Source organism: Achromobacter sp. (assembly GCF_032113835.1).
Taxonomy (GTDB): Bacteria; Pseudomonadota; Gammaproteobacteria; order Burkholderiales; family Burkholderiaceae_B; genus Achromobacter.
On sequence record NZ_DAMCTG010000057.1, the window covers coordinates 14,709 to 34,859 of the forward strand.

The following is a 20,151-nucleotide window of genomic DNA, read 5'->3' on the forward strand; positions in this document are numbered from 1 at the left end:
TTCGATTTAATTACAGGACGCTAGAAAAAATGGCTCAGAAGGGCAAAGTCAAGTGGTTCAACGCTGACAAGGGTTTCGGTTTCATCACGCCGGACGTGGGCGGCACCGATGTGTTCGCACACTTTTCCGCCATCCAGGGTCGCGGCTATCGCAGCCTGAACGAAGGCCAGGAAGTCGAATACGAAGTTAAAGATGGTCCGAAAGGACCTCAAGCGGCCGAAATTCGCCCGCTCTAAATCGGGAAATCCCAATTTCCCGTCAGCCAGGCTCGGCCTGGCTACAACGCCCCAAGACCCTCCGGTCTGGGGCGTTGTTTCATTTGGCGGCTCCCTTTGAGCTGGGCCGGGGTTTCCGTGCAGCGCGGTACAGGTTTGCCGCAGCCGCTGTAGCCCTCCGACATTCCCTTCGGCCAAGCGTATTTTCCAGTTTGTTAGTGTTCACTAACATATTCTCGAGCACTGGATAACTCTGTGGATAATTATTTCCGGACATGAGCATGTAGCTGCTCAGTAATGAAGCAATCGGGCTTCATTGAACCGGGTTTTGCACAGATTTCTGCATTAATGCAGGCAGCGTCTTTCTGTTTCCCGTGAATAGGTGACCATGCCCCAGCTCGGAGGCGTAGAGGCAGTTTAATTGGCGTTTTCATAGGGAAACGCGTGGGTTTCTCCGGTATTTAAGAGCGCAGATCTAACGTATTTCCACGGCGTCCGAGCTCGATTTCGGTCTATCAGGGGGCCCGGATAGCCAAACTGACGACTGTTGTTCACAAAGATATCCCCATGCCGGTTATGCACAGATTTAGGCCCCTCGTTATCCAAATTGATGGTCCGCGCCTGTGGATAGAAATGGGGATATCGCCGAAAGGGTGAGTGCCTGGGAACGGGAATTGCGGGGTGAGGACGACGGCCATCGTCAGCCGGCCGAGCGGGTTGTGCGGTTCGGTTGCCGGGTAGTTCATCGGCGAATTCTCATTCCCGACTTTTCCACAGCGTTTCACATGAAGCTGTGGACGCCTCGGCCATATGGATGATGGCGGGGCAGTGGAAGTGCGAGGAAGATAATTGTCGGGTCGGTGAACTGTGCACGAGGGGCGCATACCGTCCAGCGGGAGTTTGGGGTGGGGATAATTTTGTGAATAAGCCTCCCACTTTCCAGATTGCGCGGTTTGACCGTGAGCTTGGGAAAGAGTTCAGCAGGTCGATCGATGCCGTTTTCCGCTTTCACGGTGGCATATCCGTTTCGGGCTTCATCCTTGATTTTTAAAGCAGATTCGAGCTTTCTGTTTGAACGTGCGCACCAGGGTTGGTAGTCGGGATCAGCTTGGCAGCGCATCGGCTTCTTGATTTCGGCGCACCTCAGTTTCTGTGGATAAATCATCTCTCACTGGCTAGGGCAAGAGTTTCAAGCGTTCAGATCTGCGAGTCGTTACGTCGATGCGGCCGGTTTGTATTACCTGCGCCGCGGCACCGATTTTGATTTCGACATTCCTGGCCGCTGTGTTTTGGTTGTTGATAAGAATGTGCGTAACCCGGACTTTGTGCGAGACAACTGGACTCTTTTCATAGAGAGTTGCGGCGGGCTGGAGTCTGTGGATAAACCGGATGTCTGACTTGGTGCCGTACGCCAGGTCGGGTCGTCTGGCAGATCTTGTCCGCATTGCGGGATGCGCTAACGGCAACCTGTATGGGCAGCGCCATCTAGCTGGTGGGCAACGTTGGGGACAACGCGTTTGTTGATTCACGTGCCGACATGCAAGTCTCAGGCGCGATCGGTTGGCGGTTAACTGCGAGAGGCAGTGCTTCGGTTAACTATCTTTAGTCGCGCTGTGAATGAAAAAAATGATTTTTTCGGGCAAGGGGTAGGTAAGGGTCGAATAAATCGTTATTTTTCATCTTTCTTACCTTTTCGGATCTCGGCTCATTTAAGGCGACCCGCGAGCGCGGACTGAAGGTGGAATCGCCTCGATTGCGAGTGTCCGTTGGTGGATGACGGTGGCGGCACGTGCGACCTTTGCGCCAGGCTTCGAGGACGGTGCGTCTCAGGTCCATGTTTCACGTGGAACATGGTCGGTGGCTTGGTCGAATTCCTCGGACGGCCTGTTTCACGTGGAACATCTCCATTAAAGGGGTGTGGGCGCCTACCTTAGCCGCCGGGAAGCTGCCAGCAAGCGTGGGACATCGCAGACCGTCCTCTCATTTCGAACGCCGCGCTACGTCTCGCCTTGACCATCTCTCCCTTTGTGCCGTCGCTCCGGGCAATGATTGTTTACCCCGATGGGACTTCGGCTTCGCTTTCGGGCTGCGGAGTATTTGCGCAGGGCTTTTAGGCCGTCGAGCGAGCGAAAGTCAGGCGTTGTTCCACGTGAAACCTTCTGTGCTTCTCCCATCGTTGCCGTCCGCAGATCTTATGAAGTGCAGTTCGGCCGGGTGACGCAGGGCGATTACGGGGATATATCGCGTAGGGAATCAACACTTGGCGGTTTCACAGGCGCGAGGTTGCCCGGCGCTTGCACGGCCCTTTGCTCGGTATGCATGAAGGGTGGTGGGCGCTGACACGCGTTAGGTACGCATGTTCCACGTGAAACAGTCTTGGACTCCTGGCGGTGAGGCCGTATCGAAACGGCGCTCTCGAGGTTGGCGCACCCAATGCGCAGCGGGTCAGGCTCGACAAGGCCCATTCCGCGTGGTGACCAGGCTGCGTCATTACCTAGCGGGGCTATTCACATAGCCCCAGGGGAGAGGCCGAAGTCTAGGGGGGTTAGAACTGGGCAGCGCTCAGCACGGGGTGCGTCTGCGTAGCCATCTCAGTGGTGACAACATCCGGATCGGAGCTGCACGAATGCTTGCGGGCGCAGGCGTTCGCCTCCGTCGCGGCGAGAGAACGTGGATCCTGGATTGGGCCGCACTAGTCATAACCCTATAAGCCTCAGATAGCCCATGTTCCACGTGAAACATTGAGGGGGGGTCGGACTCTGAGCAATGCGCAAAGTGATGATTAATGATCCGTCGTTGGCTTCGACGAGCGCCGACGTCGCGTCGGGTGTCGCAGTAGTGCGCAGTGGCGTCCACCTCAAAGCTCCGGGTAATGTTTACTCGAACTCTTGTTGGGGAGGGCGGCGTGACATATCAGGGCCGCCGCAGAATCTCGAGATGTTTCACGTGAAACGTACTATGCCTCTATCGCTTGCGTTTCAAGCCGCACCTACGATCGACCAAGTTCAAAGTTAGTTTGGCTCGGCCGATCCGCACGTACTCGGAAGAAGGGAAGGATGCGGACTCTGTCCAGGTGGCAAGCGCCTCAGGGCTAGAAAACTGACCGGGCTGCCAATGTTCCACGTGAAACATCGGCTCCATAACTCCGTCTCGTACTCAGTCGACAAACGACGCCGATGTTTCACGTGGAACACTCCGATAATCGCAGGCAGATGCCGATATCCCTGACGGCGCCCCTCAACGGTCCCGCACGCTGCCTAGACCCCACCTCAACACCACATAAAACAACCTGCCTGCATGTTTCACGTGAAACATGCAACCCCTGCCTCTATAATGAGCGCCGATCGCTCTCTTCTTTACCTCCCCCCATCATGGACTATCCCCGCGAATTCGATGTCATCGTCGTCGGTGGCGGCCACGCCGGCACCGAGGCGGCACTGGCTGCTGCCCGTACCGGTGCGCAGACGCTGCTGCTCACGCACAACATCGAGACCCTTGGCCAAATGTCTTGCAATCCGTCCATCGGCGGAATCGGCAAAGGCCACCTCGTAAAAGAGGTGGACGCGCTCGGCGGGGCCATGGCTTTGGCAACCGACGAGGCCGGCATCCAGTTCCGAATTCTGAACGGGTCGAAGGGTCCGGCAGTGCGCGCAACGCGCGCGCAGGCCGATCGTGTTCTGTACCGCAAGGCGATCCGCGGACGCCTCGAGAATCAGCCGAACTTGTGGTTGTTCCAACAGGCAGTTGAAGATCTGATGGTGGAGGGGGATCGTGTCGTCGGCGCCGTCACGCAGGTCGGCTTGAAGTTCCGTGCCAAGACGGTCGTGCTGACCGCCGGTACTTTCCTGAATGGCCTGATCCACGTGGGCCTGCAGAACTACTTGGGCGGCCGAGCCGGTGATCCGCCCGCGATCTCCCTGGGTCAGCGCTTGAAGGAACTCCAGCTCCCCCAAGGCCGCCTCAAGACCGGCACGCCGCCGCGCATTGATGGCCGCACCATCAACTACCCCATCCTGGAAGAACAGCCCGGCGACCTGGACCCGATCCCGGTGTTCTCGTACATGGGCAACGTGGCCATGCACCCGCGCCAGTTGCCGTGCTGGATCACTCACACCAACGCGCGCACGCATGACATCATCCGTGGTGGCCTTGATCGCTCGCCGATGTACAGTGGCGTCATCGAAGGCGTGGGTCCGCGCTATTGCCCGTCCATCGAAGACAAGATCCATCGGTTTGCCGACAAGCAGTCGCACCAGGTCTTCCTGGAACCGGAAGGGCTGGACACGCACGAGGTCTATCCCAACGGCGTCTCGACCAGTCTGCCGTTCGATGTGCAGCTGGATCTGATCCATTCGCTGCCCGGTCTTGAGAACGCCCACATCATGCGACCTGGCTACGCCATCGAATACGACTACTTCGATCCACGTGGACTCAAGAGCACGCTCGAAACCAAGGCAATAGAAGGGCTTTACTTCGCCGGACAGATCAACGGCACCACCGGCTACGAAGAAGCTGCGGCCCAAGGCCTGCTGGCTGGCGTGAACGCCGCACTGAAGTCGCTGGACCGCGAGCAGTGGACGCCGCGCCGCGACGAAGCCTATCTCGGCGTGCTGGTCGACGACCTGGTCACGCGCGGCGTGACCGAGCCATACCGCATGTTCACGTCCCGCGCCGAATATCGCCTGAGCCTGCGCGAAGACAATGCCGATCTGCGCCTGACCGAAATCGGCCGCCAACTCGGAATTGTCGACAATACACGTTGGGACGCGTTCAACCGCAAGCGCGACGCGGTCGCCGCCGAAGTCGAGCGCCTGAAGTCTTCGTGGGTGAATCCGCGACTGCTGCCCGCCGAGGTGGCCGAACCGCTGCTCGGCAAGGCCATTGAACGTGAGTACTCACTAGCAGACTTGTTGAAACGACCGAACGTGACCTACGAAGCCTTGATGGCCGCCCAAAACGCGGACGGCACGTTGCTGGCTGGCCCGGGTGTCGTCGAGGACGAAGTGCTGTCGGAGCAGGTCGAGATTCAGGTCAAGTACGCCGGCTATATCGCGCGCCAACAGGATGAAGTGCAAAAGCACATCGCCCATGAACAGCAGCCGATCCCGGCGGACGTCGACTACGACGCCGTGACCAGCCTGTCCTTTGAAGTGCGCCAGAAACTCAAGACGCATCGTCCGGAAACGATCGGCCAGGCCGCGCGCATTTCCGGCGTCACGCCGGCGGCCATTTCGCTCCTGCTCATTCACCTGAAGCGCCTGCATTACGGCTCGCGCAAGCAAGCGGCATGAGCGCGCCCGCCAATCAGGCCGGCACCGACATGGCCGGCCGACTCACTCGCGCATGCGAGCAGCTGGGCGTGGACGCCGACGATGGCGCCATCGCCAAGCTGCTCAATTACCTGGCGCAAATGCAGCGCTGGAATCGCACCTACAACCTGACTGCGATCCGCGATCCGCAGCAGATGCTCGTGCAGCACCTGTTCGATAGTCTCGCGGCCGTAAAGCCCTTCAGCGAAGCGCTGGCCGCGCCCGATGCCCCGGCCAAGGTCTACGACGTCGGCTCGGGTGGCGGGCTGCCTGGCGTCGTCCTGGCCATCATGCGGCCCCAGTGGTCCGTGACCTGCGTTGACGCTGTCGAAAAGAAGACCGCGTTCGTTCGTCAGATGAGCGGCGCGCTGGGTTTGCCCAACCTGCAATCGCAGCATGCGCGTATCGAAACACTGGACGCTGCCGAGTGCAACATCGTGACGTCGCGAGCGTTTGCATCATTGGATGATTTTGCGCAACTCGCGGGTCGCCACGTAGCCAAGAATGGTACCCTCGTCGCCATGAAGGGCAAGCTCCCCGAAGAAGAAATTCAGGCGCTGCACGCGCGTGGGGAATGGCAAGTCGACCATATTCAGCCGCTCCACGTCCCGGAGCTGCAAGCAGAACGCTGCCTGATCTGGATGCGCCGCAGTCAAGGAACCCTATGAAGAACATACCCCCCAGCACATCCGCCCGCGTATTCTGCATTGCCAATCAGAAGGGCGGTGTGGGCAAGACGACGACCGCCATCAATCTGGCGGCGGGCCTTGCCACGCACAACCAACGCGTGCTGCTGGTGGACCTGGACCCGCAAGGCAATGCCACGATGGGTAGCGGCATCGACAAGAATTCGCTGGAGTCCAACCTGTACCAGGTGCTGATCGGCGAATCCACCATCGAACAGTCGCGCGTGAAGTCGGAATCCGGCGGTTACGACGTGCTGCCCGCCAACCGTGAACTATCCGGCGCCGAGATCGACCTTGTGCAGATGGAACAGCGCGAACGCCAACTGAAGGCCGCCATCGACACCGTCGCGACCCAGTACGACTTCGTGCTCATCGACTGCCCGCCCACGCTGTCCCTGCTTACCCTCAATGGCCTGGCTGCCGCGCATGGCGTCATCATTCCGATGCAATGCGAGTACTTCGCGCTCGAAGGCCTGTCCGATCTGGTCAACACCATCAAGCGCGTGCATCGCAACATCAACGACGACCTGCGCGTCATCGGCTTGCTGCGTGTCATGTTCGACCCGCGCATGACGCTGCAACAGCAGGTGTCGGCGCAACTTGAATCGCACTTCGGCGACAAGGTCTTCAAGACCGTCGTGCCGCGCAACGTGCGGCTGGCCGAAGCACCCAGTTACGGGATGCCGGGCGTCGTGTATGACCGCGCGTCACGCGGCGCGCAGGCATACATTTCGTTCGGCGCCGAAATGATAGAGCGCGTCAGGAAGGACCTGAACTAGCCGTCCCCCATGTCCAGCGCCGCGCTCTTTTTTCCGCCCCAGACAGCCATCTCCACGCCGCCCGCCGACGTGCGCGATGCGCTGCGCGTGCGGCTCGAAGACGCGGCGCTCAACGCCACCGCGGTCAGCGCGCAGCTGCTCTATGATGGCTGGCTGGTGCGTTTCGCCCAATCGCCGGCCAAGCGGGTCCGCAGCATCAATGTGCTGGGGTTATCCACACGTCCTTTGGATGAGCGGCTGGCGTATTGTTCATCGTTGTATGCGCGCCAGGGTTTGCCCATGGTGCTGCGCATCACCTCCATCGGCCCCGATTTTTCGCTCGACGCCGAACTGGAGGCCCGCGGTTATATCTACACCGGTGAGACTCGCGTCATGAGCACGCCGCTCGCTCCACGCGCAAGCGTCAGGAGCGATCTGCATTTCAGCATGGTCGATGCCGACCGCTTCGCGGCGGCGGTCGGGGCGTTGCGCGGCTCGCCTGCCGCGCACATCGGCGAACATCAGGCGCGCCTGCAAGGCCTGGCTGTGGATAAGCAGCCGGTGCTCGCCACCGACGCGGCAGGGCAAGTGGTTGTTGCGGGCATGGCCGTGCGCGACGGCGATCTGCTCGGTCTGTTCGACATCGTTACCCATCCCGGACATCGGCGCAAAGGCTACGCCGCCGTCCTGATGGAGCATTTGCTGGCCGAAGGGGCCGCCGGCGGCGCCAGGACGGCCTACCTGCAAGTCGAGCCGGAAAACACCGCGGCGCGGACGCTGTACGCCCGCTACGGATTCAAAGACTGTTACGCGTATTGGTACCGCCTGCCCGCCGAGCAGGCGGACACCTGAGCCCGGCGCTCAGGATACAAAGACAGAAGGAAAGAGGATTTAATTATGGCCACCAAGAAACCCAAGGGATTGGGTCGCGGACTGGACGCCTTGCTGGGCGCCGATGCGCCCGCCATCGACAACATCGGCAAGGCTGTCGCCAAGCCCGAGGGTCCGCCTTCCACCCTGCCCATCTCGAAGATGCGCGCCGGCAAATACCAGCCGCGCACGCGCATGGACGAAGGGGCCCTGGGCGAGCTGGCCGAATCGATTCGCACGCAAGGCATCATGCAGCCGATTCTCGTGCGTGCACTGGGCGATGTGCCCGGCCACTACGAGATCATCGCGGGTGAACGGCGTTTTCGCGCGGCGCAGCTTGCCGGCCTGAAAGAAGTGCCGGTACTGGTGCGCGAGGTCGCCGACGAAAATGCGGCCGTCATGGCGCTGATCGAAAACATCCAGCGCGAAGATCTGAATCCGCTGGAAGAAGCGCACGGCGTGCGCCGTCTGCTCGATGAGTTCGGCCTGACGCACGAACAGGCCGCGCAGGCCATCGGCCGTTCGCGCTCCGCCACCAGCAATCTGCTGCGGCTGCTGAACCTGGCCGCGCCCGTGCAGACCATGCTGCTGGCCGGTGACGTCGACATGGGCCATGCCCGCGCGCTGCTCGCCGTCGACGCGGCCACGCAGATCCAGCTTGCCAACCAGATCATCGCGCGCCGCCTGTCGGTGCGAGAGGCCGAAAAGCTCGTCGCCAAGACCGCCAAGGAGGCCGAAGCGTCGGCCTCGCCCAAGAAGAAAACCAATGGCGTGTCGCGCGACCTGACGCGTCTCGAAGAAGCGCTGTCCGACCACCTTGGCACGCGCGTCGCGCTGAAAGTGGGCGCCAAGGAAAAGGGGCAGATCGTCATCGACTTTCATGGCTGGGAGCACCTGAACTCGCTCCTCGAGCGCCAGGGCCTTTCCGGAGCCGTGGATGCCTGAACGCGCATTGCCCGTCATTGCGGTGCTCGCAACGGGCGGCACGATTGCAGGCGCCCAGGCTGACGCTACGTCCGCGGGCTACAAGTCCGGCACGTTTTCCGTGAACGACCTGCTCGCCGCGGTACCGCAGCTTGCCGGCATTGCCGAGATCCGCGCCGAGCAGGTCGCCAATGTGGGCAGCCAGAACATGACGCACGACGTCTGGCGCGCGCTGGCGCAGCGCGTGGACACGCTTTGCCAGGACGCTTCAGTGGCCGGCATCGTCATCACCCACGGCACGGACACGCTTGAAGAAACCGCGTATTTCCTCAGCCTGGTCAACCGCCATGACAAGGCCGTCGTGCTGGTCGGCGCGATGCGTCCTGCCACGGCGCTGGGCGCCGAAGGGCCAGCCAACCTGTACAACGCGGTGGCGCTGGCGCGTCACCCCGACGCGCGCGGCCGCGGGCCGCTCGTCGTCATGAACGAAGACATCCATTACGCCCGCGAAATCCAGAAGATCGCCAGCGCAGGCCTGTGCGCCTTTGCGTCGCCCAATCGGGGCCGTGCCGGCGTCATGCACGGCGGCGTGCCCAACTTCTATTCGCGCAACACCACCACGTTCGGTGAACAAAGCGAGTTTTCACTCGCATTGTTGGAAGAGGCCGGCTGGCCGCGCGTCGATATCGTCTACGCGTACACCAACCTGCAGTCCGACCTGATCGATTTCCTGGCCAGCGCGGCCGACGGCATCGTGCTGGCCGGCGTGGGCGACGGCAACGCCACGGACCTGGCCGTCGAAGGCTTGCGCCGCGCGGCGGATGACGGCGTGGCCGTCGTGCGATCCAGCCGCACCGGCAGCGGTTTCGTTGCCCGCGATGTCGAAGTCGACGACGCAACCCTGGGCTTTGTCGCGGCGCGTGACCTCAATCCCCAGAAGGCGCGCATCCTCCTGATGCTCGGACTGACGATCACGCGCGACCCGGCTGCCCTGCAGCAGATCTTCGACCGTTATTGAACCCCGGGCCGCGGCGGCGATACCGTCGCGGCGCCTTGCTGCGCAAGCCCCAGGTTGGTCCGCAGCATGTCGTACACCTGCCGCGTCAGCGGATTGATGAGATCACGCCTTATCCACAGGAAGTACGTCACATCCGGCAGCGGCGGCAATCCTTCCTTTTCGCCCAGCACCCGCATCTCCGGACCCAGCAGTTCCACGCTGCGCGCCGTGACGCCCAGGCCCGCGCGTAGCGCCGCCTTGATCCCCACCAGATTCGGCGCCACGTAGTTCGTGTGCCAGCGCACTTGCGCCTGCTCTAGCGCATTGAGCGCCAGCCGGCGGAAGATGCTGGGCTCGTCCGCCAGCACCAACGGCACGGGCGAATGGGCATCGTGCACGTAATCCGCGGACGCCAGCCAGACCGTCGGCGACGTGCGCAACGCTACGCCCTCGAAGTCCTGATCAAAGCGCGTCGAGATGGTCAGGTCGATTTCGCCCGCGCGCAGCGCATCCATCAGGAAAGGACTGCGATCCACCCGGATCTCCAGCTTCACGCGCGGCGCGACGCGCGCGATGTGTGTCAGCAGCGTGGGCAGGATCGTGTCGGCGACGTCCAGTGGGGCGCCCAGCCGCAGATCGCCTTCCAGCGGCCCGGCCTGCAGCGCCCGCAGCGCTTCGTCATTGATCGCCAGCATGTGCCGCGCGTATTCGACCAGCCGCCGGCCGTGGGACGACAGCACCTTGTTGCGGCCCTGCTTTTCAAAGAGGGGCAGGCCGATCATGGACTCGAGCCGCTGCATCTGCTGCGTGATGGCCGACTGCGTCTTGTGCAGCCGGTTGGCGGCTTCGGAAAACGTTTCATGCTGGGCAATGGCCGTGAGCGTCCGCAGCAGGTCAAGGTCGAGATTGCGCATTCGAGGCGGGACAAAACGGATTCAGGGATAACCCGACACATTAGCATTGCTAATGGAATGTTCAAGCAATTTAAATTGTTGGTCCGTGGACCCGGCGATACAGTGAGTGCAATAACTCATGAAACAAGAGGGAACGTCGACGTGAGCACAGCACATCCACAACAGGCCGGCATTGATAGCGCGGTCGGAAATATTAAAAAAACTGTAGGAAATAAGGGCCTGAACCGCGACAGCCTGCAATCTGTCCTGGACGAGCTGGTGGCCCTGGCCGGCAACACCGCCTGGTGGGGCGCCGACCGCTACCCGCCGCCCGAGGGCGACGAACGTCAGGCCCGCTATCTCATCGCCGAAGACGATGACAAGAGCTACGCGCTGTACTTGAACGTGATGCGTCCCGGCAAGAAGATCGTGCCCCACAACCACACCACCTGGGCGTGTATCGCGGCGGTCGAAGGCGTTGAATACAACTACGTGTACGACCGCATCGACGACGGCTCGCAACCCGGCGTCGGCAAGCTGGAAAAGGTCGACACCGTCGTCGTCGGCCCCGGCAGCGGCATCGCCCTGATGCCCGACGATATCCACGCGGTGGAGATCCAGGGCGACAGCGTCATCCGCCACCTGCACATGTACGGGCGCGCGCTGGAAACCTTGGACCAACGCCTGGGCTTCGATCTGGAGACCGGCACCTGCAAGATCATGCCCATCGGCGTGCAGACGCGGCGCTGATCATGAGCAAACCCTTCCGGTCCGCAACGCGCCTGCTGCGCGCGGGACGTCCCCATCAAGGCTGGGTCAACACCCCGGTCACGCGCGGCAGCACGTATGTCTTTGACAGCGTCCAGGCGTGGCGCGACACGCGGGCGCGCCGCGAACAGGAGCGCCTGCCTTCCTACGGCGCGCGCGGCACCGACAGCACGCACGCATTGGAAGACGCGCTGGTCGAACTGGAAGAGGGCTATCGCGCCAAGCTGTATCCCACGGGGCAGGCCGCGATCGCCACCGTGCTGCTCGCCTACCTTCGCGCAGGCGACCACGTGCTGCTGACCGATGCCGTGTATGAGCCGGTGCGCCGGTTCTGTGCCGAACACCTGACCCGTCTGGGTATCGAATTCACGTACTACCGCCCCGATGGCGCGGGCATCGAATCGCTGATCCGGCCCAACACGCGCATGATCTACGCCGAATCGCCGGGGTCCCTGACGTACGAGATGCCGGACCTCACCGAGTTATCCACAACTGCCAAAAAACACGGCTGCTGGCTGGCTGTGGATAACACATGGGCGTCCGGTTTGCTGCAAAAACCGCTCGCATTGGGCGCCGACATTTCCATCCTGGCCGCCACCAAATACCTCGGCGGCCATGCCGACGTCATGATGGGCGCGGTGATCACCAACGACCGTGCCTGGCGCGCGCTGGAGCGGGCCACGATCGACTTCGGCCAGACGGTCGGCGCCGACGACGCCTTTCTGGTGCTGCGCGGCATGCGCACGCTGCCGTTGCGCATGGCGCAGCACGCCCGCAGTGCGCTGCGGATCTCGCAGTGGCTGCAGGCGCGGCCCGAAGTCTCGCGCGTCTTGAATCCCGCCTTGCCGGGCGACCCTTCCCACGCCATCTGGCGGCGCGATTGCAATGGCGCCAATGGCCTCCTGACGATCGAACTGTCCGACGCCTACACCGACGCCGATGCCGAAAGGCTTATCGACAGCCTGCAGCTCTTTGGCATCGGCGCATCGTGGGGCGGTTTCGAAAGCCTGGTGATCCCGGTTTTCCTGCAGAACTCGCGATCGCTCCCCGGCTACCAGGCCAGCGGTCCCATGCTGCGCCTGCATATCGGCCTGGAAGATCCCGACGACCTCATCGCCGACCTGGAACGCGGCCTTGCCGCGCTGACCCAACCCCTTCGCTCCCTCCGAATCTCATGATGCAGTCCTCTCACGACCAACAATCCGCCAGCGTGGATTCGCACACGCTCAAGCAGTGGCTGCACGATGGCGGCGAGATCGCGTTGCTGGACGTGCGCGAGCATGGCCAGTATGGCGAATCCCATCTCTTCTACGCCGCGCCGGTGCCGTACAGCAGGCTCGAAGTCGACATCGTGCGTCTGGCTCCGCGCCGTGGCGTACGCGTCGTCGTCTACGATAACGGCGGCGATGACGACACCGCGGCGCGCGCCGCCCGCGCACTGGCCGCGCTGGGCTACACGAACGTGCATCAATTGGCAGGCGGGCTGGCGCAATGGCAGCGTGATGGCTACGCGGCATTTGCGGGTGTCAACGTGCCCAGCAAGACCTTCGGTGAACTCGCCGAAGAGGTTTTCCACACCCCCCGCATCGGCGCGCGCGAACTGGCCGAACGTCAGCGCCGCGGCGACGACCTCATCGTGCTGGACGGCCGTCCTTTTGCCGAATACCAGAAGATGAGCATCCCGGGCGGCGTCTGCTGCCCCAACGGCGAGCTGGCGCTGCGCGCCCATACGCTTGCGACGCGGCCGGACACCACCATCGTGATCAATTGCGCCGGCCGCACCCGCAGCATCATCGGGGCGCAGACGCTGATCAACCTTGGCGTTCCCAACCCCGTCTACGCGCTCGAGAACGGCACGCAGGGCTGGTATCTGGAGGACCTGCAGCTCGAGCACGGCGCGCGCCGCCGCTATGCCGACGACGTTCCGCAGGGCGATGTTCCGGCACTGGCGCAGCGCTCCGCGCAGCTGGCCCGGCGCCACGGCGTGCCGTCAGCGAATGCCGCGCAGGTACAGGCCTGGCTCGGCGATTCCGCGCGCACCACGTTCCTGTGCGATGTGCGCAGCGCAGAGGAATTTGCGCAAGGTTCCCTGCCGGGCGCGCAACACGCACCGGGCGGTCAGCTCATCCAGGCGACGGACCAGTACATCGCGGTGCGTGGCGCGCGGATCGTCGTGTTCGATGCGGAAGGCGTGCGTGCGCCGGTCGTCGCAAGTTGGTTGCGGCAAATGGGTTGGGACGCCTGCACGCTCGAAGAAGGTCGCGGCGCGGCGCTCGTCAACGACGTGGTCGTGGCGCCGGTGCCTGCGATCACCGTGTTGTCCGATGCGCAACTTGCGGATGCGCTGTCGCACGGCGCGCAGGTGATCGATATCCGACCCAGCATGCGATATCGAGCGCGCCACGTCGCCGGCGCGCGCTGGTCGATCCGCCCGCGTCTGGATCGGCTGTCGCTCGACCCCGCGCGCCCCGTCATCCTGCTCGCCGAGGACGCTGCGCTGGCGGCGTGGGCGGCGAGCGATCTGCGCGCACTGGGCATTTCGGACGTCAAGGCGAACACGGGCACGCCCGAAAGCTGGACCGCGCAAGGAATTACGCTGGAATCCACGCCCGCCGATCCGCCGGACAGCGACTGCATCGACTACCTGTTCTTCGTGCATGACCGCCACGACGGCAACAAGGCCGCGGCGCGCCAGTACTTGGCCTGGGAAACCAATCTCGTCAAACAGATCGACGAGCGGGAACGCGCCACCTACCGGTTCCCCGGGGTCCCGGCCGGCTGACACCGCCGCCGCGCCGACACGCGCGGCGCCACCCACGCTTCAACCTGATCAGTACGCCCCGGCGGCCTTTGCCGGCGGGGTGCGGACGGTTCATGGCGAACCGGAATGCAAAGGACGGCCGAGTATCCGGCCGCCAACTCAAGGGGAAATCCAGATGAAGCAACACGCATTGCATGCTTGCAAGACCGCTGCCGCCGCGATGGCCGGCCTGCTGTGGGGAGTCGCGGCGCACGCGCAGGCGCCGGCGCCGTTGGCGGACTATCCGAAGCAGGCCATCACCGTGGTCTCGCCGTTTCCTCCCGGCGGCGGCAACGACGGCGTCGCGCGTCTGATCGCGCAGGAACTGGGCGCCATCACGGGTCAGAGCGTGGTGGTCGAGAACCGTTCGGGGGCGGGCGGCAACGTCGGCACCGCGCAGGTCTCGCGCGCCAAGCCTGACGGCTATACGCTGGTGATGTCCCAGACCAGCGTCATGGCCGTGAATCCGCGCCTGTACAAGAATGTGGGCTTCGACCCGCTGAAGGACTTCGTGCCGATCTCGCAGATCACCTCGGCGCCGCTGGTGCTCGTGTCGCGCGCGGACGGGCCGTACAAGACGCTGGATGCCTATCTGGCGGCGGCGCGCAAGCAGCCGGGCGTCATCACGTATGCCACGCCCGGCAACGGCACGATGAGTCACCTGATGGGCGCGCTGGTGTCAAAGAAGGCCGACGTCAAGCTGGTGCATGTGCCGTACCGCGGCGCTGCGCCCGCCGTGACGGATCTCCTGGGCGGCACGGTCGACATGCTGATCACGTCGCCTGCATCGGCCGAGCCCATGGTGGCCGCCGGAAAACTGCAGATCCTCGCCATGAGCCATGGCGACGGCGTCGGCGTGTTCAAGCGCGCACCCACATTGAAGCAGGCCGGCCTTGAAGGCATCACCGCGGACGACTGGTACGGCCTCTTCGCGCCCGCCGGCACGCCGCCCGAGCGCGTCGCGTACCTGGCGCAGGCCGTGGACCGCGCCATGAAGTCGCCTGCCGTGATCGCCAAGATCAACAGCGGCGGAAGCCAACCTGTCGGCAGCGCGCCGGAAGCCTTCAAGAGCCGGTTGCAGCAGGACACCGCGTACTGGGCCGAAATGGTGAAGACGGCTGGCGTCTCGCTGGACTGAATGCGTTTGCTGACCCTAGGGAAACCACGGGGAGCGGTGTGTGTGCAGCGGGACCCGATGGGAATGCAGCCCAAGCGCGGGGCAGGGCATGTTTGCCAACGTCTGGCATCGTGACTAGACTGGAAAAACGTGCAGTCCCGCGCAACGCTTCATCCACAAGGTGACCAAGCATGCACGCACTAGGGGTAGCAACGCTGGAAGATGCAGAGCGGCTGGTGCAATCCAGCCCGCTCTCACATATCAAGGTGGGCCTGTCCGATGTGGACGGCGTCATGCTGGGCAAGTATCTGCGGCGCGACAAGTTTCTGGGCGCCTTGCGGTCCGGCCTCGCGTTTTGCGACGTGGTCCTTGGATGGGACCTCGACGACCAGCTCTACGACAACACCCGCTACACCGGCTGGCACACGGCATACCCCGATGCAAAAATGCGGATCGTGCCGCAGAGCGCGCGCCGGCTGCCCTTGGAGCAAGGCCCCGGCGGCGAAGACATGCTGCTGTTCCTGGCCGAATTCGAAGGAGATGCCGCCGCCATCTGTCCGCGCCGTCTGCTGCACCGCGTGATCGATCGCGCCGCGGACATGGGATACGACGTCTACGCCGCGCTGGAGTATGAGTTCTTCATGTTCCGCGAAACGCCGCACTCGGTGCGCGCCAAACACTACCGCAACATGGAGAACTGGACGCCGGGCAATTTCGGGTACTCCGTGCTGCGCAGCACGGTCGAGGGCGACTTCTACCGCAAGCTGCTCGACATGTGCGAACGCATGGACATGCCCATCGAAGGCCTGCACACCGAAACCGGCCCCGGCGTGCTGGAAGCGGCGCTTGCCGTGGACCTTGCTGCGGCTGCGGCCGACAAGGCGTTTCTGTTCAAGACCTTCACCAAGGCGCTCGCGCAGCAGAACGGCCTGATGGCCACATTCATGGCGAAGTGGTCGCACGAGCATCCCGGCCAGAGCGGCCACATCCATCTGTCGCTGCGCCATCACGACACGGGGCGTTCGGCCTTCTTCGACGAGTCGCAGCCGCATGGCGTCAGCAGCAAACAGGCCGCCTTCATGGCGGGCGTGCAGCACTATCTGCCCGAGTTCACCGCGTTGTACGCGCAAACCATCAACAGCTACTCGCGTCTGGTGCCAGGCTACTGGGCGCCGCTGGACGCAACCTGGGGCATGGAAAACAGGACGACGGCGCTGCGGCTCATTCCGGGCAGCGACAAATCGCAGCGCGTCGAAGTGCGCATCGGCTCGGCCGACGCCAATCCGTATCTGGCCCTGGCGGCGGCGCTGGCGTCCGGGTTGCACGGCATCGAACAGGGACTGACGCCCGAGCCCATGGTGCAGGGCAATGCCTACACGCAGGAGTTTCCCGCGCATCTGCATCTGCCCACCACCTTGTGGGAGGCCGCGCAGCGTCTACGCGGATCCGAGGCGGCGCGCGTGCTTTTCGGCGACGAATTCGTCGAACACTATGCCGCGACGCGCGAATGGGAAGAGCGGCAGTTCCGGCGCCACGTGACGGATTGGGAGCTGGCGCGCTACTTCGAAATCATCTGAACCGTGCATCGCAACCCAGGGCCGCCATGACCGACGAACTGATCACCATCAGCCCGATAGACGGACGCGAGGTCGTCCGCCGCGCGTATGCCAGCGATGCCCAGATCGCACAGGCGCTGGCATACGCACAGGGCGCGCAGCCTGAATGGCACGCGCTTGGCATCGCCGCGCGGGGGCGCATCGTCGAGGCGGCCGTCGCCCATTTCGTGGCGGCCAAGGATGAAGTCGCGCGCGCCATCACCATTCAGATGGGCCGCCCGTTGCGCCACGCGCCCGGCGAGGTGGACGGCTTCGCGGCCCGCGCGCGGCACATGATCGCGATCGCGGAAGAAGCGCTCGCACCCATCGCCGCGCCCGCGCAAGCCGGCTTCACCCGCTTCATCAGCCGCGAGCCCATCGGCGTGGCGCTCACCATCGCGCCGTGGAACTATCCCTTGCTGACCGCTGTGAACAGCATCGTGCCTGCGCTGATGGCCGGCAACACCGTCATCCTCAAGCATTCGGACCAGACGCCGCTGTGTGCGGAACTCATCGATCGCGCGTTTCGAGACGCGGGGGCGCCGAGAGGTGTCTTTCAATACCTGCACGCCAGCCACGACATCACGCAGCGGTTGATCCGCGCGCCCGAGATCGGCTATGTCTCCTTCACAGGCTCGGTGCGGGGAGGGCGCGTGGTTGAGGAGAGCGCGGCGGGCCGCTTCATCGGCGTCGGGCTGGAGCTGGGCGGCAACGATCCGGCCTATGTCCGTGAAGATGCCGATCTGGACGCAGCCGCAGAGTCACTGGTTGACGGCGCCTACTTCAACGCCGGGCAATCCTGTTGCGGCATCCAGCGCATTTACGTGGCGCGCAGTGTGCACGACGCGTTTGTCGAGCGCGCCGTGGCCGTGACGCACCGCTACGTGCTGGGCAATCCGTTGCAGCCTGAGACGACGCTGGGTCCCGTCGTGCGCGCCCGTGCGGCGGCGGAAGTTCGGGAAGTGCTTGCGCAAGCGATTGACGCCGGCGCGACAAACCTGATTGATAACTCGCATTTTAAAAATGCGAGCAAAGACTCAAATATGAGCGAAGGCTCATGTTACGTTGCGCCGGCATTGCTGACGCAGGTTGACCACCGCATGCGCATCATGAGCGAAGAATGCTTTGGTCCGGTGGTCGGCATCATGCCGGTCGACAGCGATGACCAGGCCATCGCGCTGATGAACGACAGCCCGTATGGATTGACCTCGGCGGCCTACACGAAGGACGAAGCCGCCGCGTTGCGTATCGGCAAGCAGCTGCGCACCGGCACGTTCTTCATGAACCGCTGCGACTATCTCGATCCGGCGCTCGCGTGGACGGGCGTCAAGCAATCGGGACGCGGCGTGTCCTTGTCGGCCGTCGGATACGAACAGCTCACCCAAGCCAAGTCCTTCCATCTGCGCAGCCTTTGACGCCGCGCCTTCAGGATTCGCATCATGACCGTCCCCGCCGTCAACTGGAACTATCCCACCAACATCAAGGCGGGACCCGGGCGCATCAAGGAGCTTCCGGGGTACTGCCGCGAACTGGCCATGACAAGCCCTTTGCTCGTGACGGATCCGGGACTCGCTGCACTGCCCATGGTTCGCAATGTGGTGAGCGCATGTCGCGATGCGGGCCTGCAATGCGCGGTGTTCCACGACATCAAGGGCAATCCGACCGGGCGCAACGTCGATGACGGCGTGGCTGCGTTCAAGCGGGGGCGCCATGATGGTGTGATCGCCTTCGGCGGCGGCTCCGCGCTCGATGCGGCAAAGGCCATTGCATTGATGGCCGGCCAGGACCGCCCGCTGTGGGACTTCGAGGATGTCGGCGACAACTATCTGCGTGTCAATGTTGACGGCATGGCGCCGGTCGTGGCCGTGCCGACCACCGCAGGCACGGGCTCCGAAGTCGGACGCGCCTCCGTCATCACCGATGAGGCCGCACAAGTGAAGCGCATCATCTTCCATGCCCGCATGCTGCCGTCCATTGTGCTCCTTGATGCGGAGCTCACGGTCGGTCTGCCGCCGAAGATCACGGCTGCCACGGGCATGGATGCGCTATCGCACAACCTCGAGGCCTATTGTTCGCCGGTCTTTCATCCCATGGCGGCCGGCATTGCACTTGAAGGCATGCGCCTCATCAAGGAGTATCTGCCGCAGGCCGTCGCCGATGGCGCCGACCTGCAGGCGCGCCAGCAGATGCTCACCGCCTCATGCATGGGCGCCACCGCGTTTCAGCGCGGCCTGGGCGCGATGCACGCGCTCGCACATCCGCTTGGCGCGCTCTATGACGCACACCACGGAATGATCAACGCCATCCTCATGCCTTATGTCCTGAAGGCCAACGAACAGGCCGTCGCGCCGCGTCTCGAAGCGCTCGCCCGCTACCTAGGCCTGCCGCAGGACGGACCGGGTGCGGTGCTTGAGTGGGTGCTGGCGCTGCGTCAGGCAGTCGGCATCCCCCATACCCTGGCCGACATCGGCCTGGACGATGCCCAAGCCGAGCGGGTAGGGCGCATGGCCAGCCAGGATCCGTCCGCCGGAACCAACCCCGTCAATTTCTCCGCTGAAAAATATTCTCAGCTTTTTCGTGCAGCAATTCGCGGAAACCTGTAAGCTTCGCCCCCTCTGCGCGGAAACGCGGCGGAGGTGGAACTGGAATTTTGAATTTTTCGTCCGAATGGTTTGACAGCGGATTTGAAAGTGTTCATAATCTCAAGTTCTCCGCTGGAGGGGTGCCCGAGTGGTTAAAGGGGGCAGACTGTAAATCTGTTGGCCTTGCGCCTACGTTGGTTCGAATCCAACCTCCTCCACCAGAGACCCATACCTAAATCCAGGCGCGGTTTGCCTGGATTTGCAATGTAAGGCCCAACAAACTGGGCGGCCTTCGCAAAGAAGGCGGCGAAGTTTCAAGGGCCTACATTTCGAAGGGTTGGGAAGCGAGAAGGTGAAAGGGTTTGCCGCGGGTGTAGCTCAATGGTAGAGCAGAAGCCTTCCAAGCTTACGACGAGGGTTCGATTCCCTTCACCCGCTCCAAGATTTTTAAATGCCCATGTGGCTCAGTGGTAGAGCACTCCCTTGGTAAGGGAGAGGTCGCGCGTTCGATCCGCGCCATGGGCACCACGAATTCCAAATTCTTTTCTTCAGTCAGAAGCGCAATCCAGGTCAGGAGTCAGCCATGGCAAAAGGCAAGTTTGAACGTACCAAGCCGCACGTGAACGTGGGTACGATT

The 20,151-nt window shown here is 63.1% G+C and carries 16 protein-coding genes and 3 tRNA genes; 17 read left to right on the forward strand and 2 right to left on the reverse strand.

Annotated features, from left to right (window positions below):
- Nucleotides 1-29 precede the first annotated feature (29 nt).
- Nucleotides 30-236 (forward strand): cold-shock protein, encoded by a 207-nt coding sequence (locus RT697_RS18515; protein ID WP_056566091.1) that lies wholly within the window; start codon nt 30-32, stop codon nt 234-236.
- A 760-nt stretch (nt 237-996) separates the two neighbouring features.
- Here RT697_RS18515 and RT697_RS18520 read toward each other — a convergent pair.
- Nucleotides 997-1,380: a hypothetical protein gene (locus RT697_RS18520; RefSeq protein ID WP_313700863.1), complete on the reverse strand. Its 384-nt coding sequence runs from the start codon at nt 1,378-1,380 to the stop codon at nt 997-999.
- Between the two features lie 2,206 nt (nt 1,381-3,586).
- Between RT697_RS18520 and mnmG the strand changes: the two genes are divergently transcribed.
- From mnmG to RT697_RS18550, 6 genes are read left to right on the forward strand one after another with little or no spacing between them, the layout of a single operon-like run.
- Nucleotides 3,587-5,506, forward strand: coding sequence for a tRNA uridine-5-carboxymethylaminomethyl(34) synthesis enzyme MnmG (gene mnmG / locus RT697_RS18525; protein WP_313700892.1), 1,920 nt, complete (start codon nt 3,587-3,589; stop codon nt 5,504-5,506).
- Nucleotides 5,503-6,192, forward strand: coding sequence for a 16S rRNA (guanine(527)-N(7))-methyltransferase RsmG (rsmG, locus tag RT697_RS18530; RefSeq protein ID WP_313700865.1), 690 nt, complete (start codon nt 5,503-5,505; stop codon nt 6,190-6,192). Before mnmG ends, rsmG begins: the two co-directional genes overlap by 4 nt.
- Nucleotides 6,189-6,989, forward strand: coding sequence for an AAA family ATPase (locus RT697_RS18535; RefSeq protein ID WP_313700867.1), 801 nt, complete (start codon nt 6,189-6,191; stop codon nt 6,987-6,989). Before rsmG ends, RT697_RS18535 begins: the two co-directional genes overlap by 4 nt.
- A gap of 9 nt (nt 6,990-6,998) precedes the next feature.
- Nucleotides 6,999-7,820, forward strand: coding sequence for a GNAT family N-acetyltransferase (locus RT697_RS18540; RefSeq protein WP_313700869.1), 822 nt, complete (start codon nt 6,999-7,001; stop codon nt 7,818-7,820).
- A 45-nt stretch (nt 7,821-7,865) separates the two neighbouring features.
- Nucleotides 7,866-8,783 (forward strand): ParB/RepB/Spo0J family partition protein, encoded by a 918-nt coding sequence (locus RT697_RS18545; RefSeq protein ID WP_105241280.1) that lies wholly within the window; start codon nt 7,866-7,868, stop codon nt 8,781-8,783.
- Nucleotides 8,776-9,780, forward strand: coding sequence for an asparaginase (locus tag RT697_RS18550; RefSeq protein ID WP_313700871.1), 1,005 nt, complete (start codon nt 8,776-8,778; stop codon nt 9,778-9,780). Before RT697_RS18545 ends, RT697_RS18550 begins: the two co-directional genes overlap by 8 nt.
- On the opposite strand, the gene RT697_RS18555 is transcribed toward RT697_RS18550, so the two are convergent.
- Nucleotides 9,774-10,673 carry a LysR substrate-binding domain-containing protein gene (locus RT697_RS18555; RefSeq protein WP_313700873.1) on the reverse strand — a complete coding sequence of 300 codons (900 nt, stop codon included), beginning with the start codon at nt 10,671-10,673 and terminating at the stop codon, nt 9,774-9,776. The two genes, RT697_RS18550 and RT697_RS18555, sit on opposite strands and share 7 nt — an antisense overlap.
- Before the next feature lie 141 nt (nt 10,674-10,814).
- On the opposite strand from RT697_RS18555, the gene RT697_RS18560 reads away from it, so the two are divergent.
- From RT697_RS18560 to RT697_RS18605, 10 genes are all read left to right on the forward strand, one after another.
- The gene (locus tag RT697_RS18560; RefSeq protein ID WP_313700875.1) at nt 10,815-11,402 is read left to right on the forward strand and encodes a cysteine dioxygenase family protein; all 588 of its coding nucleotides are present in this window, start codon (nt 10,815-10,817) and stop codon (nt 11,400-11,402) included.
- Nucleotides 11,403-11,404: 2 nt separating this feature from the next.
- Complete coding sequence (gene metC / locus RT697_RS18565) at nt 11,405-12,598, forward strand: cystathionine beta-lyase (protein WP_313700876.1); 1,194 nt, start codon at nt 11,405-11,407, stop codon at nt 12,596-12,598.
- Entirely contained in the window at nt 12,598-14,202 is a 1,605-nt protein-coding gene (locus tag RT697_RS18570; RefSeq protein ID WP_313700894.1) for a rhodanese-like domain-containing protein, read from the forward strand. The genes metC and RT697_RS18570 overlap by 1 nt, the downstream gene beginning before the upstream one ends.
- A gap of 154 nt (nt 14,203-14,356) precedes the next feature.
- The gene (locus RT697_RS18575) at nt 14,357-15,358 is read left to right on the forward strand and encodes a tripartite tricarboxylate transporter substrate binding protein (protein ID WP_313700878.1); all 1,002 of its coding nucleotides are present in this window, start codon (nt 14,357-14,359) and stop codon (nt 15,356-15,358) included.
- A 170-nt stretch (nt 15,359-15,528) separates the two neighbouring features.
- The gene (locus tag RT697_RS18580) at nt 15,529-16,914 is read left to right on the forward strand and encodes a glutamine synthetase (protein ID WP_313700880.1); all 1,386 of its coding nucleotides are present in this window, start codon (nt 15,529-15,531) and stop codon (nt 16,912-16,914) included.
- Between the two features lie 26 nt (nt 16,915-16,940).
- Nucleotides 16,941-18,347 (forward strand): aldehyde dehydrogenase family protein, encoded by a 1,407-nt coding sequence (locus tag RT697_RS18585; RefSeq protein WP_313700882.1) that lies wholly within the window; start codon nt 16,941-16,943, stop codon nt 18,345-18,347.
- Nucleotides 18,348-18,371: 24 nt separating this feature from the next.
- Entirely contained in the window at nt 18,372-19,535 is a 1,164-nt protein-coding gene (locus tag RT697_RS18590; protein WP_313700884.1) for an iron-containing alcohol dehydrogenase, read from the forward strand.
- A gap of 113 nt (nt 19,536-19,648) precedes the next feature.
- Nucleotides 19,649-19,735, forward strand: a tRNA-Tyr gene (locus tag RT697_RS18595).
- Nucleotides 19,736-19,881: 146 nt separating this feature from the next.
- Nucleotides 19,882-19,955, forward strand: a tRNA-Gly gene (locus RT697_RS18600).
- A gap of 12 nt (nt 19,956-19,967) precedes the next feature.
- Nucleotides 19,968-20,042: transfer RNA gene (locus tag RT697_RS18605), tRNA-Thr, on the forward strand.
- Nucleotides 20,043-20,151 lie beyond the last annotated feature (109 nt).

Bases quoted from the DNA above. Each gene is read 5' to 3' on its own strand.
- RT697_RS18515 (WP_056566091.1), top strand. From the start codon at position 30: ATGGCTCAGAAGGGCAAAGTCAAGTGGTTCAACGCTGACAAGGGTTTC.
- RT697_RS18520 (WP_313700863.1), bottom strand. From the start codon at position 1,380: ATGATTTATCCACAGAAACTGAGGTGCGCCGAAATCAAGAAGCCGATG.
- mnmG (WP_313700892.1), top strand. From the start codon at position 3,587: ATGGACTATCCCCGCGAATTCGATGTCATCGTCGTCGGTGGCGGCCAC.
- rsmG (WP_313700865.1), top strand. From the start codon at position 5,503: ATGAGCGCGCCCGCCAATCAGGCCGGCACCGACATGGCCGGCCGACTC.
- RT697_RS18535 (WP_313700867.1), top strand. From the start codon at position 6,189: ATGAAGAACATACCCCCCAGCACATCCGCCCGCGTATTCTGCATTGCC.
- RT697_RS18540 (WP_313700869.1), top strand. From the start codon at position 6,999: ATGTCCAGCGCCGCGCTCTTTTTTCCGCCCCAGACAGCCATCTCCACG.
- RT697_RS18545 (WP_105241280.1), top strand. From the start codon at position 7,866: ATGGCCACCAAGAAACCCAAGGGATTGGGTCGCGGACTGGACGCCTTG.
- RT697_RS18550 (WP_313700871.1), top strand. From the start codon at position 8,776: ATGCCTGAACGCGCATTGCCCGTCATTGCGGTGCTCGCAACGGGCGGC.
- RT697_RS18555 (WP_313700873.1), bottom strand. From the start codon at position 10,673: ATGCGCAATCTCGACCTTGACCTGCTGCGGACGCTCACGGCCATTGCC.
- metC (WP_313700876.1), top strand. From the start codon at position 11,405: ATGAGCAAACCCTTCCGGTCCGCAACGCGCCTGCTGCGCGCGGGACGT.
- RT697_RS18570 (WP_313700894.1), top strand. From the start codon at position 12,598: ATGCAGTCCTCTCACGACCAACAATCCGCCAGCGTGGATTCGCACACG.
- RT697_RS18575 (WP_313700878.1), top strand. From the start codon at position 14,357: ATGAAGCAACACGCATTGCATGCTTGCAAGACCGCTGCCGCCGCGATG.
- RT697_RS18580 (WP_313700880.1), top strand. From the start codon at position 15,529: ATGCACGCACTAGGGGTAGCAACGCTGGAAGATGCAGAGCGGCTGGTG.
- RT697_RS18585 (WP_313700882.1), top strand. From the start codon at position 16,941: ATGACCGACGAACTGATCACCATCAGCCCGATAGACGGACGCGAGGTC.
- RT697_RS18590 (WP_313700884.1), top strand. From the start codon at position 18,372: ATGACCGTCCCCGCCGTCAACTGGAACTATCCCACCAACATCAAGGCG.